A 14132-nucleotide genomic window follows, 5' to 3' on the forward strand; every position below is an offset into this window, starting at 1 on the left:
AACAGCGAAAGACGGGCAAGGAAAGCCGTTCTGGCGCATTGAATTATCTAGGACAGCATCATAGTTTCTCCAAAAATGGAGCCAATTTCGCCGCAGCAGGCGACGTGAGCCACGCAGGCGACGTGAGGCGCGAGGAAGACCATGCGGCAAGAGAGAGTGTAAGGCAGGAATGAGCGACGATCTGACGGAAATGCTGGCCGCCGAGGAAAAGCCCGAGGAGAAGAAGGACGTCACCGACCTGTTGCTGCACGACATCCTGACCGGGACATTGCCGGCGGGCACCTGGCTCAAACAGATCGACCTGGAGCGCCGCTACGATTGCACCCGGCCGGAGGTGCGTCGGGCACTCGACCGGCTGTCGCAGCGCCGGCTGGTGCAGCACAATCCCAACCGCGGCTACCAGGTCTACGAACTTGACGACCAGCGCACGCGGGAGATCAGCGATATCCGCGTGATCCTGGAGACCGGCGTCGCCGACCGGATGATCGCCAACGTCACGCTAGCGGCCATTGCCGAACTGCGCGGGCTCGCCCGTCGGTTCGACGAAATGTCGTTCCGCGGCTCCATCATGGAGCACTACGACGCCAACCTCGCCTTTCACCGCGCGCTTCTGCTTCTTGCCGGCAATTCCGAGCTCGTCGACGTCGTCGCCGAAATCCGCCAGCGAACGGTATCGGCCCCGGTTTCGCAATGGCGCACGCGGGCCCGCATCGAGCAATCGGCGCGCGAGCACCACCTGATGGTCGATGCGCTGGAAGCCCGGGATCTGGCTGAACTGAAGCGCCTGATCGAAATCCACATCCGCCAGGCGCCGGTCAAGGCGTGAGACTTTGGCTGCGTGGCGCTTTGCCGGTCAGGCGGCTACGCAGGGCCTAAGACTGAGCCAAGAGGGGACGGCAACTTTGCACCACTTGCGGGCATGCCGAATTGCCGTTGTTTGACGGTTGGTGGAGAGCGACATAGCAAGGGAAATACCGGCTGCGCTGATTGCCGAGAAATCGCTGAGTTTTTGAGATGACGAAGACGCTGGCCGGCAGGACGATAGAGGAGTTTCGCAGATGCGCGTTCTACATGGATGGAGAGCTTCTGGCTGAACACGTCCTACTGTTTTTCAAAATCGAGGGCTCTTGGTACTCCATCTCGTTTTCCGATGGCGAAATGACGTTTCGACGACAACAGGAAGAGCCGCAACTGAGCGAACGTGATGGCTTTGACACGGATTTTTCCTACCCGGTTTTCACCGTCGATTCGCTCAGCAAATATGCAGGCAGAGAAGTACGTTCCACCTCGCTCTATATCGCTAAAATCCCTACCAGAGATCTTTTTGGGATTTATGTATCCTACGGCGACAACGGGTTCAGCTTTCTCGATGAAGCGAATGGCGATTATTGCTATCTTCAGGATGGTACTCTCGATACCACCGATGACAGCTTTGAACTGCTGAACCGGGATCTCTACCTGGAGATCTGAGGCGACTATTAATGTCCGCTTCGGGCCGATAAGGTCCTTGGGAACGCACGACCGTGAGGGGTAGTTCAAGCCCCTCAATCTGACGCATGACCGGCGCCGACGACTCCATGAATTGGAGCGCCGGCTTGGCCTAGCGAAGCGCCTCAGGCGAAAGCTACCCTCCAAGCGCGATCGTAACCGCCACCAGTACCGCGCCGATCGCGGACATGGCGAAAGCCGCCTTCAGGTCGCAGCCCGTGACGGCCTTGTGCCTGGGATCGTGGTAAGCGCCCTCACCCTCAAAAGCAGCACCTCGGTTTCCTTGGGTGAGGATACGCGGCGCGTCGTCCGGTAGGTTATCGAGAAACCTCTCGCGGGCGCGGGGCAGCGAGGGTGATCAGGTCAGCCGTCATACTGGCCCCGTTTGACGTCATGCGAAGGCTTCACGAAGCCGCGAATTTCACCGTCACTCCGCGCTGCCGAAAGTATGCCTGCATCAGCTTCCTGCCGGAACGATTGTTCTGCACGAGCCTGGCCGGGTCGAATACGGCTTCTTTCAAACCCTCCCGCGCCAACGCTGCCTTGAGGGTCGCAATATGCATGTCAATGTCGGCATTGTCCGCCTGGAGCGATTCATAAATGCGGTTTGTTGCATCTGCTACGGTCGGTTCGCTCACTATTATACTCCTGTTGCTGCGTGGCTGGCGGTAGCCACATTCGTCGGCTTGACCCTATTGTGAAGAAAAATGCCCACGTCAATGGGTGACGATGGATTGGAGCATCGCGTCCGTTTTCGATAATGCGGCACCGGAAGCAGACCAGGAACTACAGCGCCGCGCGTCTTATCAGACGCGCAAAGGTCGCTGTAGCACTTTGAAGTGCTGCATGTTTTTGTCCTTTAACCGGCTACGATTAAAGGAAACATGCAGTAGCTCCCTTCGATCGAGACGGCACGGCCGCTTCTCGCCAGAGATGGCGATCTGCTCGGCCCGTTTCAGGCCTGCTCAAGCTCAAGAATGTTCCCCTCGGGATCGCGTGCATAGACGATGAGATACGGCTTATCCTTCATCCCAAAGTCCGTGATGTCGCCAATCTGGCTTCCACCTGCCTGAATGATCTCTGACAGTACGGCGCGAATATCGCCCATCTGGAATGACAGGTGCCCAAGGCCAGGCTCGTTCACCCTTGGCTGGCCCCGATCATGCATGACCTTGTGCTCATGAATTTCCAGGAAAGGGCGGTCGAGTGCGGGGAATTTGAGCCAGATCGAGTAGATCTCGGAGTTCTCAATCCCATTGCCTCTCGACACTTTTTCTCCGGACAACATCCTGGGTTCGCGAAGGGGCTCGCATTTCAAGACGTTCATGTAAAACGCGGCGAGCGCATCCGCGTCGCGGGCGACCAAGTTGATGTGTGCGAGCTTCATGCGGCTATCCTGGTGAGGAGGCAATCGTACAGATTGGTCGGGAAAGCAGAAGGGGCTGCGGTCGGCCGACTGTGGTCCTTGGGCACGCTGGGCACGCACACCCACGGAGTATAGGACTCCATGAATTGGAACGCCGGTTGCGATTGACCGGAGCGCGGCGAAAGCTAACCGCCAAACAGGATCGTCACCGCCACCAGTACCGCGCCGATCGCCGTCATCGCAAAGGCCATCGGCCAGGGGCTGCGTCCCATATATTGCCCAAGCCGCGCACCGACAATGAAGAGCATGGCGAGCGCAATACCGTTCGAAACGCGCATCGCCAGCGCGACATTGCCAATCAACAGGAAGGGAATGCTGGGCGGCAGCGTCGAGGTGACGACGAGCAGGAAGATGGCGAAGGCCGCCTTCAGGTCATGCCCCGTTACCGCCCTGTGTCTGGGATCGGCGGCAAGCGCCCTCACCCTGAGAAGCAGCGCCTCGGTCTCCTTTGGCGAGGACACGCGGCGCACGTCATCCGGGAGGCTTTCGAGAAACATTTCGCGGGCGCGGGCAAGCGGCTCGCGCCGGAGGGCGTCAAGGAAGCCGCGGCGGCGCACCCGCTCGACAGCCGTCGTCAGCACATACATGACGCCATCGACGATACCCCAGGCGATGTTGCAGCCGAGGGCGGCGACGAGCACGGCATTGACCCCACCCTCGCCGCCCGTAACCGTGCTCATCGTTCCCGTGAAGGAAAGCGCCATCAGCAGCCCGAAGATGATCTCCGAGAGGCGATCGATCGGATCGAGAACGGGACGCGTTTGGTCGCTCAAGGTAGTTCGTCCCGCGAGAAGAACCGAAGGGTGGAAGACAGGGGGCGGAAGGCGGCGAACCGCATGCGACCTCCCTATTGCATCTGCAGGTCGGCGAAAGCGTCACGCACATGATCGGCAACGGCCAGTACCGGTGCCGGCGCGTCAGTAATCACCTGCAGGCCGATATTGTAGTGGCCGAGATCCGGCAGGCCGTCGCGCTCGCCAAGCTGCACCATCTCGCCCTGGACGAGGTAGCGCGGCAGCGGCGCGATCGCGAGGCCGGCGAGAACGGCAGCACGCTGGCCGGTCGTATAGGCGCTCAAGAAAGCAATGCGGAACTTGCGGCCGGCGCGTGACAGCTTCTCCACCGCATCGGCCCGCCAGACACAGCCATCCTCCCACATCGATACCGGCAGCGGATCCTTCAGATGCGCGTTGCCGCACTTGGCGCCGGCCCAGACCAGCTTCTCCTGCATCAGGATTTCGCCGTTTCTCGGCGTTCCCTCGGTGAGGCTGTTGAAGATGGCTATGTCGAGCCGGTGCTCGTCGACCTTCTTGCGCATGGCGTTGCTCATGCCGATCGACACGTCGATCGTCACGTTCGGATAGGACTCCGCAAAACGCTTCAGCACTTCGGGCAGGATGCGCTCGCCGACATCCTCCGGCGCACCGACACGCACGACGCCATTCATGTCCGGCAGCAGGAAGCGCGACACCGTTTCATTGTTGAGCGACAGCAGCCGGCGGGCAAAGCCGAGCAGCATTTCCCCTTTCGGCGTCAGCGTCACCGAGCGCGCGTCACGCAGGAAGAGCGTGCTGCCGAGCATTTCCTCGAGCTTCTTGATCTGCATCGAGACCGCAGACGGCGTGCGGTAGACGGTTTCGGCGGCGGTGGTGAAATTGCCGGTCTCGGCGATGGCGACAAAGGTCTTCAGCACGTCCATTTCAAGAAGCGGAAGCGCGTGGCGCATCATCATGTTCATGGCGGCATCCTCGATCAGAAAAACTGAAAGATAAGTTCACTTCATTTCGTTTGATTGAACATCAGCAATGACCGATAGTCAAGCTCAAGGACGACGAAGGAAGGAGAAGCCCATGTCCGCCGCCGCGCTTGTTATCGCCGCTTCGAAGAATTCCCTGTGTAACAGCCCCGCGTCGCAGGTAGTGGTACAGATTCAGGATCGAAGGAGCAACGACATGGTCCTCAACACCCTTACCCAAGTGATCGCCGTACTCGACGGCGTTGTCCGGCAGAGACGCGAAAAGCAGATCGCACGAAATCGGGTGGAAGCCCGGCGCGAACTGGCAAAACTGCCGAAGAGAGTCCGCGACGACGTGATGTTTGCGGACCCGCTAATCAATCACCAAGTTTGATGGAAAGCATCAAACATATTCGTTGGAATGATAGATCAGGTTGCGCCATATATACGATTATGGTCGCGACCTGCTGAGACACTCAGAAGGAGCCATGAAATGTCCAACATTCAGTTTTCATCGGCCTCGGAACGGGCATCCTCCCACTCGTCCCTTCCGGGTCTCTTCAACCTGCGCGTCCGCGCCTGGGCAGCGTGGAAGCGTCACCGCCAGGAACGGGCGCTGGAAAATCTGTCCTATGACACCCTGAAGGACATCGGCTTCCCGTCGGTGGACGATGCGGTGCATAAGACCGAACAATGAATGACGGCTTGACCTGCCTCGGCGGGTCGAGCAGCCGGATAAAGAACAAAGGGCGTCGCCGAAAAGGCGGTGCCCTTTTTCTTTGCGCGGATGGTTCCCCGCCATGCCGAACCTACCGCGCCCTTATTCTGATCTCAGGCAACGGGAGCACGGCACGGCAAAGGCGCGCCTCGAAAAACGCGCGCGAGACTTAAGTCAGCAGTTGCATGATCATCGACGGCCGCCAGACAAAGCACCCTGCAACGAACCCCACGAACCCGAGCGCCAACGCTCCCACGATGCCGTGGCCTACCCACCCACTGTAGGCACCGATGGCGGTCGTTGTCGTGATGATCAAAACGGCCCAAAGAACCTTCATCAGCCAGACAACGCGATGCACAGCTGTTGGTGGATCCTGACGCATGCAAAAATCGCCTTTCCGATGTGTTGGGCGCTTTGTATGTAGTTTGGAACACGCATACCGCAAACCAAACGTGCGCATCCAACCCGCCTTGCACCCTTGCCGCGAATGCATTGGGACCCGGTAGCCTTGCGCCGTGAGGCAGTACGAGCGTCACTTGTCTTTTACCGACACCCGCCGCAGCCGCCGAAAACGTCGCAATCGGCAAACACAACCCTGGAGCGCGCTTTGTGATTGTTGCGTATCTCTGGCAGTTCTTGTCAGATAACGTCAACTGTGCTGGAAAAACCGTCGCTTTCCTTACAAAAGCCTGAAAGACCGGTGGAACCGCCTTTTGCCGTGCAATGTCGCAATGCGAAATCTCTTTGCGGTCGCTGCTTTCCATGCCAATGTCGCAAACAGACAAGCCGAAGAGTATCTTCCAAGCGACGAATATACGCCATCGCCAAGCATGGGAAGCCTCATGAACAAGCCACTGACCAAAAAGCGTTCTCTCGTCTTCTTCCTGGTGCCGAACTTTTCCATGCTGCCCTTTTCGGCGGCGATCGAAACGCTCCGCATCGCCAACCGCATGCTCGGCTACGAGGCCTATACCTGGCGCCTCGCTTCGTCCGACGGCGAAAAGGTCCTGTCGTCGAGCGGGATCGCGCTCGAGGTCAACTCGTCGCTCGCCGACGAGCGCAAGTTTCTCGGCGGCGAGAACCGCCCATCGATGGTGCTGGTCTGTTCCGGCATCTATGTCGAGGATTTCAACAACAAGTCGGTCAACGCCTGGCTGCGCGAGGTCTATAACCGCGGCGTCGCCGTCGGCAGCCTCTGTACCGGCGCCCATGTGCTGGCGTCTGCCGGCCTTTTGACGGGCAAGCGCTGCGCCATCCACTGGGAAAACCTTCCGGGCTTTTCCGAAAGCTTCCCGCAGGTCGACGTCTATGCCGACCTCTACGAGATCGACAGCAACATCTACACCTGCGCCGGCGGCACCGCCTCGCTCGACATGATGCTGAACCTGATCGACCAGGATTTCGGCGAGAACCTCGTCAACCGCGTCTGCGAACAGGCGCTGACCGACCGTGTGCGCGGGCCCCATGACCGCCAGCGCCTGCCGCTGCGCGCCCGTCTCGGCGTGCAGAACGCCAAGGTGCTGTCGATCATCGAGCTGATGGAGGCAAATCTCGCCGAGCCGCTGTCGCTGCTCGAAATCGCCGAAGGCGCCGATCTCTCGCGCCGCCAGATCGAACGGCTTTTCCGCCAGGAAATGGGCCGGTCGCCGGCCCGCTACTACCTGGAGATCCGCCTCGACCGCGCCCGGCACCTGCTCATCCAATCGTCGATGCCGGTCGTCGAAGTGGCTGTGGCCTGCGGCTTCGTCTCCGCCTCGCATTTCTCCAAGTGTTATCGCGAACTCTACAACCGCTCGCCGCAGCAAGAGCGCGCCGACCGCAAGCTGACGCTGCAAATGGCGCGGTAAAGACCGACATAAAGACCAGTCGAAGGGCGGAGCGATCCGCCCTTTTTCGTTTTGCCTGTGACACGTTTGGCTTGCGTCGTCGCGCCGCTTGCACGCTCCTTCTTTTTGGGTTGAATGGCTGGCGTTTCCGAACAAGAGGCAATGCTTCCTATGGCCCCCGTCGAAATCGATCCCGCCAAGGTCCATGAGTTCAAGGACTTTCAGAGCTTCTACGACTGGCTCGGCACCCATCATCAGACCGAAGACGAAGTCTGGATCAAGACGCACAAGGTGAACTCCGGCCTCCCCTCGATCACGCCGAAGGAGGCAATTGACGTGGTGCTCTGCTGGGGGTGGATCGACGGCGTGCGCAAGGGGCTGGACGACAAGAGCTTTCTGCAGCGCTACTCGCCGCGCGGCAAGAAGAGCATCTGGAGCAAGATCAACGTCGACAACGTCGCCCGGCTGATCAAGGAAGGCCGTATGACCGAGTTTGGCCTGCGCCAGGTGGAAGCCGCAAAGGCGGATCGCCGCTGGGATCGGGCCTATGCCAGCGGCAAGGACATGCAAATCCCCGACGACCTGCAGGCGGCGATCGATGCCGTGCCCGAGGCGAAAGAAATGCTGGCAACACTCAGCGCCCAGAACCGCTTCGCGCTCGCCTTCCGCACCCACAACATGAAGACCGAGGCCGGTCGCAAAAAGAAGATCGAGGCCTTCGTCGAGATGCTGAAGCGCGGCGAGACGATCTACCCGCAGGGGCGGAAATAGTCTGGCCTCACCGCACCTGCCAACTTCACGCTATGGTTGGGCGCGCCCGAACCGCTGGCTCGGCTCTTCGGCGCCTGTGACGGCCGGCGGACCGAAGCGATTGTCGCCCTCTTCTCCCGCAAGGAAGCCCAGCATCACAAGGCCCAGGAGCGGCCCGACGACCGGGACAAACAGCGCAAGGTTCCACCATCCGGAACGACCGTGGTCGTGCCAGCGCTTGGTGTTGACGGTGAAACTGAAATAGAGGTTTGCGATGAGGATGATGAAGACAAGCAAATGCATGAGGCTGAAGCCCGCCGCATAGTTATCGACGCCCGAAAGCGCCAACAGCGCCGCTCCGGCGAACATTGCCGCCGCCGTCGCAATCCAGACAACGATCTGCGCCAACCACCAGGTCTGGCGTCCGATACGACCATCAAAACTCGTAAAAGTCTGCGAATTCACGTCGTCCCCTCCCCATCGGCTTCTCCGCATCCAGGCGCGCCTCCGCGCTGGCCTGCCCTTCCCCTCATATAGAAGATTCGCTAATAAACGCGTAGATGTCATGGCGACAGAAAGCGCTTCATGGTTGCGTAAACAAGTCGCCTCGGAGCTGCCCTCAGGAAGCCGTTGCAGACGCCTCGCTCTCCGCTCCCTCCACTCAAGGACCAGCCCCACAAACGGGCCAGACCCTAACCGTGAAACGCCCGCTCCAGTTCGGCGATGTCGAGCTTGATCATGCCGAGCATCGCCTCCGTCGCGCGTTTGGCGCGCTCGCGGTCGGAGTGGGCGACCATGTCGCCAAGAACGCGCGGCGCGATCTGCCAGCAGAGCCCCCAGCGGTCGCGGATCCAGCCGCATTGTTCGGGCTCGCCGCCATTGTCGAGGATTGCGGACCACAGCCGGTCGATCTCCTCCTGGCTGTCGCACTGGATCATGATCGAGAAGGCATGGTTGAACGGGTCGAGCGGCCCGGCTTCGAGCGCCATGAACTGCTGATTGCCAAGCATGAACTCGATGACCTGAACGCTGCCGGGCGGTCCGCTCGGGCTTTCCGCCGGCAAGGTGGTGATGCGGGTGATCGCCGAGTTGGGAACGAGGGAAATATAGAAGTCGACCGCCTCGCGCGCCTCCTTCGCAAACCAGAGATTTGAAACAACATTCGTCATCTGTCGGCTCCTCTTCGTACCGCTGATCATGTGCGGGTAACCGAAGGACGTTCGACTTCGTTCCGAGTCGACACGTGACGCATCTTTTTTTCTAAAGGCAGGCCTGCGGCTCGGCCAGAGACTTCACGACGCCAGCGCGTCCAGCAGTGCCAATTCCGAGATCACCCGGTTCCGGCCGGCATGTTTGGCCATATAGAGAAACTGATCGGCGGCGTGCAGGTAGTTTTCGAAGGATTCGGGGCTCTCGATGGTGGCAAGGCCGATCGAGACGGTGATCGTCAGTTCCTCGTCGTCGGCGACGATCCGCGATTTCGCCAGCTCCAGCCTGAGCGCATCGCAGAAGGCGAAGGCGCGGCGCACATCGCAGCCGTTGAAGAGGATGCCGAACTCCTCGCCGCCGAGGCGGGCAAGCAGGTGCTCCTCGCCCACCAGCACCGCCAGGCGCTTGGCCACGTGTCTCAGCACGATATCGCCGATCTCGTGGCCGTAGGTGTCGTTGAGCCGCTTGAAATGGTCGATATCGAGTATGGCGATCGCCGTCGGCTCGCCGCGCCTCAGGCACTGCTCCACCAGGCGCGGGCCTGCAAGAAAGAAATGGCGGCGGTTGTAGAGATCGGTGAGATAGTCGCTGGCCGCCTGCCGCTGCAGCGTCTGCAGGCGCTTCTGGATGCTGGCGGCTTGTGCGATGCGGCCGTTGAATTCCGCTTCGAGGAACGGTTTCTGGATGAAGTCGGTACCGCCTGCTTCGAGAAAGCGGGCGCCCGCCCTTCGGTCGCCGCTGTCGGAAAGCCCGATCACCGGCAGCGCGCCATCGCCCTGCCGGCGTTCCACTTCGGCAAGAAGTGCTGCCCCGGTCATGTCGGCGAGATCGAGATCGGTGACGACCAGATCGACCGCCTCGCCGCTGTCGAGCACCTGCAGCGCATCGGCAGCGGACGCGACCTCGCAGACGGAAATCCGCTGCTTTCTCAGAATGCCGGCAAGCTCGCTGCGCGAGGCGGCATCGGAATCGGCAAGCAGCACCGTCGTCTTGCCATTGGTCAGCGCACGGTCGACGGCGCCGATCAGGAGGTTGATCGATTCAGGCTGATGCTTGATGACGCAATCGAGCACGCCGCGCCCGAGGATCTCTTCGCGCGTTTGGTCGTTGAAGGCTGCGGTGAAGACGACGGCCGGCACCTGATGGGCAAGAACGAATTCGAGCGCCTCGCAATTGGGCGCGTCCGGCAGGTTGAGGTCGAGCACGGCGAGCGAGAAGCTTTCCGGCGCCTGCTCCAGCGTTTCCCTGAGCGCCGCAAGCGAGCTGCAATGGGTGACGCGGATGCCGTGGACGGACTCGAGCCCGTATTTCAGCGCCGTCGCGAACATCCGGGAATCTTCGACAAGGAGCATGCGCTTGTCGCTGTGCTTTTGCACAGAATTCAGCCGGCCTGGCGTGCGGCGCAATCTCACGTCCCTGCAACCCCTCTCGAGCCGCAGGCGTGCTTCCCTTGAAGGGGGTGACGCTGGCTCCGAATATATGAATAGACCTGCCACTGACCGCACCGACCCACTGGCCGGCGTGGTCCGGTGTGACCGGGCTCCCCGCTCCTGCTGGGGCGGATTGAAGACCGATCGGATTGCAATTTCGTTAATGGAGCAACCTGCGCGCGGGATTTCGCGCAGATTGCCACAAAATTTTGGGGATTATTTCTCGTATCAGGCCGAAGCTTGCGCCGGAACCCTAACCTTTTCGCTGAGGGTGCGGATCTTGGTCAGCGTGTCCAGGTTCTGGTTGACGCGGCAGTAGAATTCCTCATTGACGAAGGGGCGGACGATGAAGTCGTTGCCGCCCGCTTTCAGGAAACGCGCCGACAGGAGCCGGTTGGTGGAGGACGAGACGCCGATGATGCGCAGCTGATGCGGCCCGTAGGAACCGCGGATGCGCCGCGTCAGCTCGAATCCGTCGATATCGGGCATGTTGTAGTCGGTGATGACGAGGCCGATATCGGGATTGCTCTTGAGAAGTTCGAGCGCGGCTGCGCCGCTGTCGGCCGAGCTGGTGCGGAAATTGTAGCGCTTCAGCTGTGTCGTCAGAAGTGCGCGCGCCGTCGGGCTGTCGTCGACGATCAGCACGTGGTGCTTGTGGTTGGTGAGGAAGCGGCAGACCGATTCCGCCAACATGTCGACGGCAAAGACGCTATCCTTGATAACGTAGTCGACGATCTCCTTGGCGAGGATCTTTTCGCGCGTCGACTCCTGGAACGAGCCGGTAAAGACGACGGTCGGCACGCTCATGTCGATCAGATAGTTGAGCGCCTCGCCGTTCTCCGCCCCCGGCAGGTTGATGTTGGAGATGGCGAGCGACGCCGGAAAAGTCGCGTTTTCGACCGCGAACTGCAAATCGTCATAGTCGCGGCAGACGATGACATCGATGTCGAACAGCTCTTTCAGCCGCTTCGAAACCATCGACGAGAAGAGGTTGGAGTCCTCGGCAAGCACGATACGGTGCTGGGCAAGGGATTCGCCGGAATAATACATTCCGGAAATGCCAAAAAACGACATTGAACGCCTATGTAAAAGAGTGTCCCCCTACAGCGCCCAAGCGTTCTTCGTGCCCGCAAAGTCACTGTAACTTGCAGCCGTCATGCTAGAGGAGAAAGGCTTTCTCTCGTGTTAATGAGCAACCGACGAAATGACGAGGTCGCGTGCCGGCATGACACGAGGGCCGCCGGATCCCACCATCCCGTCAATCCCTGGACGTCCCGCCACGCCGCGCCTCCGCCGTCTTGCGGATGACTTCGGCGATCTCCGGATTGCTGCTCGACAGCATCTGGAAATCCTCCGCATAGAGCGACAGCAGCGAGACCTCCGTGGCTGCGCTGACGGTCGCCGAGCGCGGCTCGCCCGTGATCAGCGCCATTTCGCCGAAGAAGCTCCCGGGGCCGAGTTCGATCGGTGTCGGCGAAGGGGTCGTAATGCTGACGCGGCCCTCGACGATAAAGAACATCTGGTCGCCCGCCTCGCCCTTGCGGCAGATGATGGCACCCGCCGGGACCACCCGCGGGCGCAGTGCCCGCACGATCTCGACGAAGGCGGCCGAGCCGAGCTTCTGGAACAACGGCACGGCCGCAACCAGCTGCCAGTTGCGCACAAAATCCTGGCGGCGCACCTCCTCGAAAAAGCCGGTGGCAAGAATGCCGGCCCACAGCGCGAAGATGCCAATGCCGCACATCATGACGAGGCCCGCCAGCACCCGACCGGCAAAGCTCATCGGAATCTCGTCGCCATAGCCCGTGGTCGAAAGTGTCACCACCGCCCACCACATGGCCTGGGGAATGCTGCCGAACTTGTCGGGCTGGATATCGCGCTCGATGAGATAGGCAAAAAGCGATGCGCCGAAGAGAACGATGCCGAAGACCGAGGTGACACCGACGAGATTGGGTGCCGCCCGCGCCACCACCCGGCCAAGCAGGCGGAAGAAGGTGAAATGACGCAGCGGCTTCAACAGCCAGATACCGCAATAAAGGCTCTGGTCACGCGGGCCAGCGAGAAGAAATCCGGCAAGCGGAACCACGACGGCAAGCAGATCGATGATGAGTTCGGGCGTCCGCCCGCGATCGTCCTTCGCCCGCTGCCGGATCACCGTATCGGCCAGTTGCAGAACATAGATGGCCCAGATGCCGGCAAGCACAAGCTCCAGCGACAGCTTGGCCGTCAGGCCAATATCCCGCGCCGTCAGCGCCGCGACCGTAATAAGCCCCGCCGCCGCCAAAAGCCCGTTGAGCGGCGCGGAGATTTTCAGGAAAGGCCGTGCCGACATTCACTCCCCCAGCGACCCGCGCTCTCAGGCGATACCTCGGCCCGACATGCCAGCAGCGCAGTAACGCTTTGATCTTAAGCACAATTCCATCGATGAATCGACGCTTAATTAAGGGATGGCAGATTGACGGTGACGCGCGCTCTAGTAGCGCGTGTCGACCGGCCCTTCGTCGGCTGCCCGTTCGCGATCCTGCTGATACTGCTCGGCTCCCTCGACGGGCCTGAGCCATGGCTCGCGCCGCTTGATCCAGAGCTCGTAGCTCGGCTTAAGCGAGGTCGGCGCGTCGGACAGGATACCGAGCTTGACCTCCGCCTCACGCACATCGACCGAAAAAACCCGCGACCCGCAACCGGGACAGAAACAGCGCCCCTGAAACTCCGACGTGTCGCCGGTACGTTCAAATTGATCCGCGGGCCAGATGCCATAGAAGGTGAAGGCCGAACCGCTTTCCTTCCGGCAATCCATGCAATGGCAGATACCGACGCGCAGAGGTTCGCCACGAAGCGATACTTGCACCTGGCCGCAGAGGCATTTTCCCGAGAAGATCCTCATGTGTCTCATCCTGCTTCGCAACTGCTGGATCCGGAAAACGACAGAGGCGGGTGTTGGGTTCCCGCGGGGCGGTTCGGCTTCGATGTCACGCGGCCGCGCAACAGGGCCGCTGTGCGGCGAGGTCTGTCTGGTCGGAACCTTTGGCCGTCCCATGGCTTCTGCAAATGCAAACGGAGGAATCAAACCATGGCACATGCCGACGAACAGGAGATCATCGATCTCGAACAGGAATTCTGGCGAACCATTCTGGAGAAGGATACCGAGGCGTCCGTGGCCATGCTGCCCGAACGGTCGATCGTCGTGGGGGCGCAAGGGGCGGCCATTCTTACCCGCGATGACTATCGCAGGATGGCCGACCAGGCCGAAGGATCCTGGAAGCTCAACGCGTTTCGCCTCGACGACGTCAGCGTCATCTTTCCGCGCGAGGACGTCGCCGTCATCGCCTACACGGTGACGGAAGAGATGGAAGTCGAGGGAGAGCCTTTGACGATAAAGGCGGCCGACGCCACCACCTGGATCCGCAAGGACGGTGGATGGCTGGCCTCCCTTCATACGGAATCGGCGCTCGGCGATCCTTTCGGCCGCGACCGCAAGGCGGCGTAGAGCACGCAATCGACCCGTGAGCGGCGAGGCCTATTTCAGCCTCGTCGCCAAGGCGGATTAAAG

At 60.7% G+C, this 14132-nt stretch carries 18 protein-coding genes; 7 read left to right on the forward strand and 11 right to left on the reverse strand.

Annotated features, from left to right (window positions below; all coding sequences use genetic code 11):
• Positions 1–169: 169 nt before the first annotated feature.
• Together ACTJKE_RS25480 and ACTJKE_RS25485 are read left to right on the forward strand one after the other, a co-directional pair.
• On the forward strand, positions 170–826 hold the full coding sequence (locus ACTJKE_RS25480) for a GntR family transcriptional regulator (protein WP_440692812.1): 657 nt from the start codon (positions 170–172) through the stop codon (positions 824–826).
• A gap of 188 nt (positions 827–1014) precedes the next feature.
• Complete coding sequence (locus tag ACTJKE_RS25485; protein ID WP_440692814.1) at positions 1015–1470, forward strand: hypothetical protein; 456 nt, start codon at positions 1015–1017, stop codon at positions 1468–1470.
• A 422-nt stretch (positions 1471–1892) separates the two neighbouring features.
• On the opposite strand, the gene ACTJKE_RS25490 is transcribed toward ACTJKE_RS25485, so the two are convergent.
• From ACTJKE_RS25490 to ACTJKE_RS25505, 4 genes are all read right to left on the reverse strand, one after another.
• Positions 1893–2129, reverse strand: coding sequence for a hypothetical protein (locus ACTJKE_RS25490; protein WP_082616074.1), 237 nt, complete (start codon positions 2127–2129; stop codon positions 1893–1895).
• Between the two features lie 314 nt (positions 2130–2443).
• Entirely contained in the window at positions 2444–2875 is a 432-nt protein-coding gene (locus ACTJKE_RS25495) for a VOC family protein (RefSeq protein ID WP_058323471.1), read from the reverse strand.
• Between the two features lie 164 nt (positions 2876–3039).
• Positions 3040–3687 (reverse strand): VIT1/CCC1 transporter family protein, encoded by a 648-nt coding sequence (locus ACTJKE_RS25500; protein WP_058323470.1) that lies wholly within the window; start codon positions 3685–3687, stop codon positions 3040–3042.
• Positions 3688–3761: 74 nt separating this feature from the next.
• Positions 3762–4652: a LysR substrate-binding domain-containing protein gene (locus ACTJKE_RS25505; protein ID WP_057254074.1), complete on the reverse strand. Its 891-nt coding sequence runs from the start codon at positions 4650–4652 to the stop codon at positions 3762–3764.
• A 112-nt stretch (positions 4653–4764) separates the two neighbouring features.
• Between ACTJKE_RS25505 and ACTJKE_RS25510 the strand changes: the two genes are divergently transcribed.
• Together ACTJKE_RS25510 and ACTJKE_RS25515 are read left to right on the forward strand one after the other, a co-directional pair.
• Positions 4765–5043, forward strand: coding sequence for a hypothetical protein (locus tag ACTJKE_RS25510; RefSeq protein ID WP_440692817.1), 279 nt, complete (start codon positions 4765–4767; stop codon positions 5041–5043).
• Positions 5044–5142: 99 nt separating this feature from the next.
• Positions 5143–5346: a hypothetical protein gene (locus ACTJKE_RS25515; RefSeq protein WP_057254070.1), complete on the forward strand. Its 204-nt coding sequence runs from the start codon at positions 5143–5145 to the stop codon at positions 5344–5346.
• A 190-nt stretch (positions 5347–5536) separates the two neighbouring features.
• Here the strand turns inward: ACTJKE_RS25515 and ACTJKE_RS25520 are convergent, their stop codons facing one another.
• Positions 5537–5749 (reverse strand): hypothetical protein, encoded by a 213-nt coding sequence (locus ACTJKE_RS25520; RefSeq protein ID WP_440692819.1) that lies wholly within the window; start codon positions 5747–5749, stop codon positions 5537–5539.
• A gap of 460 nt (positions 5750–6209) precedes the next feature.
• On the opposite strand from ACTJKE_RS25520, the gene ACTJKE_RS25525 reads away from it, so the two are divergent.
• Positions 6210–7214, forward strand: a complete 1005-nt coding sequence (locus ACTJKE_RS25525) for a GlxA family transcriptional regulator (RefSeq protein ID WP_057254457.1) — start codon at positions 6210–6212, stop codon at positions 7212–7214.
• Positions 7215–7364: 150 nt separating this feature from the next.
• Entirely contained in the window at positions 7365–7964 is a 600-nt protein-coding gene (locus tag ACTJKE_RS25530) for a YdeI/OmpD-associated family protein (protein ID WP_440692821.1), read from the forward strand.
• A 30-nt stretch (positions 7965–7994) separates the two neighbouring features.
• On the opposite strand, the gene ACTJKE_RS25535 is transcribed toward ACTJKE_RS25530, so the two are convergent.
• The 6 genes from ACTJKE_RS25535 to ACTJKE_RS25560 all read right to left on the reverse strand — a co-directional run bounded on the left by ACTJKE_RS25535 (position 7995) and on the right by ACTJKE_RS25560 (position 13466).
• On the reverse strand, positions 7995–8408 hold the full coding sequence (locus ACTJKE_RS25535) for a DUF805 domain-containing protein (protein WP_440692823.1): 414 nt from the start codon (positions 8406–8408) through the stop codon (positions 7995–7997).
• Positions 8409–8635: 227 nt separating this feature from the next.
• Positions 8636–9112 carry a VOC family protein gene (locus tag ACTJKE_RS25540; RefSeq protein WP_113737613.1) on the reverse strand — a complete coding sequence of 159 codons (477 nt, stop codon included), beginning with the start codon at positions 9110–9112 and terminating at the stop codon, positions 8636–8638.
• A gap of 123 nt (positions 9113–9235) precedes the next feature.
• Positions 9236–10504 (reverse strand): diguanylate cyclase, encoded by a 1269-nt coding sequence (locus ACTJKE_RS25545; RefSeq protein ID WP_440692825.1) that lies wholly within the window; start codon positions 10502–10504, stop codon positions 9236–9238.
• Between the two features lie 306 nt (positions 10505–10810).
• Entirely contained in the window at positions 10811–11656 is an 846-nt protein-coding gene (locus tag ACTJKE_RS25550) for a response regulator (RefSeq protein WP_057254056.1), read from the reverse strand.
• Positions 11657–11840: 184 nt separating this feature from the next.
• Positions 11841–12914, reverse strand: a complete 1074-nt coding sequence (locus ACTJKE_RS25555; RefSeq protein WP_057254054.1) for a cyclic nucleotide-gated ion channel — start codon at positions 12912–12914, stop codon at positions 11841–11843.
• Between the two features lie 141 nt (positions 12915–13055).
• Positions 13056–13466 (reverse strand): GFA family protein, encoded by a 411-nt coding sequence (locus tag ACTJKE_RS25560; RefSeq protein ID WP_440692827.1) that lies wholly within the window; start codon positions 13464–13466, stop codon positions 13056–13058.
• A gap of 186 nt (positions 13467–13652) precedes the next feature.
• On the opposite strand from ACTJKE_RS25560, the gene ACTJKE_RS25565 reads away from it, so the two are divergent.
• Positions 13653–14069, forward strand: coding sequence for a nuclear transport factor 2 family protein (locus tag ACTJKE_RS25565; RefSeq protein ID WP_440692829.1), 417 nt, complete (start codon positions 13653–13655; stop codon positions 14067–14069).
• The last annotated feature ends 63 nt before the right edge of the window (positions 14070–14132 follow it).

This window comes from Ensifer sp. 22521 (genome assembly GCF_052044795.1).
GTDB lineage: Bacteria > Pseudomonadota > Alphaproteobacteria > Rhizobiales > Rhizobiaceae > Ensifer.

Excerpts from the sequence above, each read along its gene's own strand:
- ACTJKE_RS25480 (WP_440692812.1), top strand. The coding sequence starts at position 170 with ATGAGCGACGATCTGACGGAAATGCTGGCCGCCGAGGAAAAGCCCGAG.
- ACTJKE_RS25485 (WP_440692814.1), top strand. The coding sequence starts at position 1,015 with ATGACGAAGACGCTGGCCGGCAGGACGATAGAGGAGTTTCGCAGATGC.
- ACTJKE_RS25495 (WP_058323471.1), bottom strand. The coding sequence starts at position 2,875 with ATGAAGCTCGCACACATCAACTTGGTCGCCCGCGACGCGGATGCGCTC.
- ACTJKE_RS25505 (WP_057254074.1), bottom strand. The coding sequence starts at position 4,652 with ATGAACATGATGATGCGCCACGCGCTTCCGCTTCTTGAAATGGACGTG.
- ACTJKE_RS25510 (WP_440692817.1), top strand. The coding sequence starts at position 4,765 with ATGTCCGCCGCCGCGCTTGTTATCGCCGCTTCGAAGAATTCCCTGTGT.
- ACTJKE_RS25515 (WP_057254070.1), top strand. The coding sequence starts at position 5,143 with ATGTCCAACATTCAGTTTTCATCGGCCTCGGAACGGGCATCCTCCCAC.
- ACTJKE_RS25520 (WP_440692819.1), bottom strand. The coding sequence starts at position 5,749 with ATGCGTCAGGATCCACCAACAGCTGTGCATCGCGTTGTCTGGCTGATG.
- ACTJKE_RS25525 (WP_057254457.1), top strand. The coding sequence starts at position 6,210 with ATGAACAAGCCACTGACCAAAAAGCGTTCTCTCGTCTTCTTCCTGGTG.
- ACTJKE_RS25530 (WP_440692821.1), top strand. The coding sequence starts at position 7,365 with ATGGCCCCCGTCGAAATCGATCCCGCCAAGGTCCATGAGTTCAAGGAC.
- ACTJKE_RS25540 (WP_113737613.1), bottom strand. The coding sequence starts at position 9,112 with ATGACGAATGTTGTTTCAAATCTCTGGTTTGCGAAGGAGGCGCGCGAG.
- ACTJKE_RS25545 (WP_440692825.1), bottom strand. The coding sequence starts at position 10,504 with ATGCTCCTTGTCGAAGATTCCCGGATGTTCGCGACGGCGCTGAAATAC.
- ACTJKE_RS25550 (WP_057254056.1), bottom strand. The coding sequence starts at position 11,656 with ATGTCGTTTTTTGGCATTTCCGGAATGTATTATTCCGGCGAATCCCTT.
- ACTJKE_RS25555 (WP_057254054.1), bottom strand. The coding sequence starts at position 12,914 with ATGTCGGCACGGCCTTTCCTGAAAATCTCCGCGCCGCTCAACGGGCTT.
- ACTJKE_RS25560 (WP_440692827.1), bottom strand. The coding sequence starts at position 13,466 with ATGAGGATCTTCTCGGGAAAATGCCTCTGCGGCCAGGTGCAAGTATCG.
- ACTJKE_RS25565 (WP_440692829.1), top strand. The coding sequence starts at position 13,653 with ATGGCACATGCCGACGAACAGGAGATCATCGATCTCGAACAGGAATTC.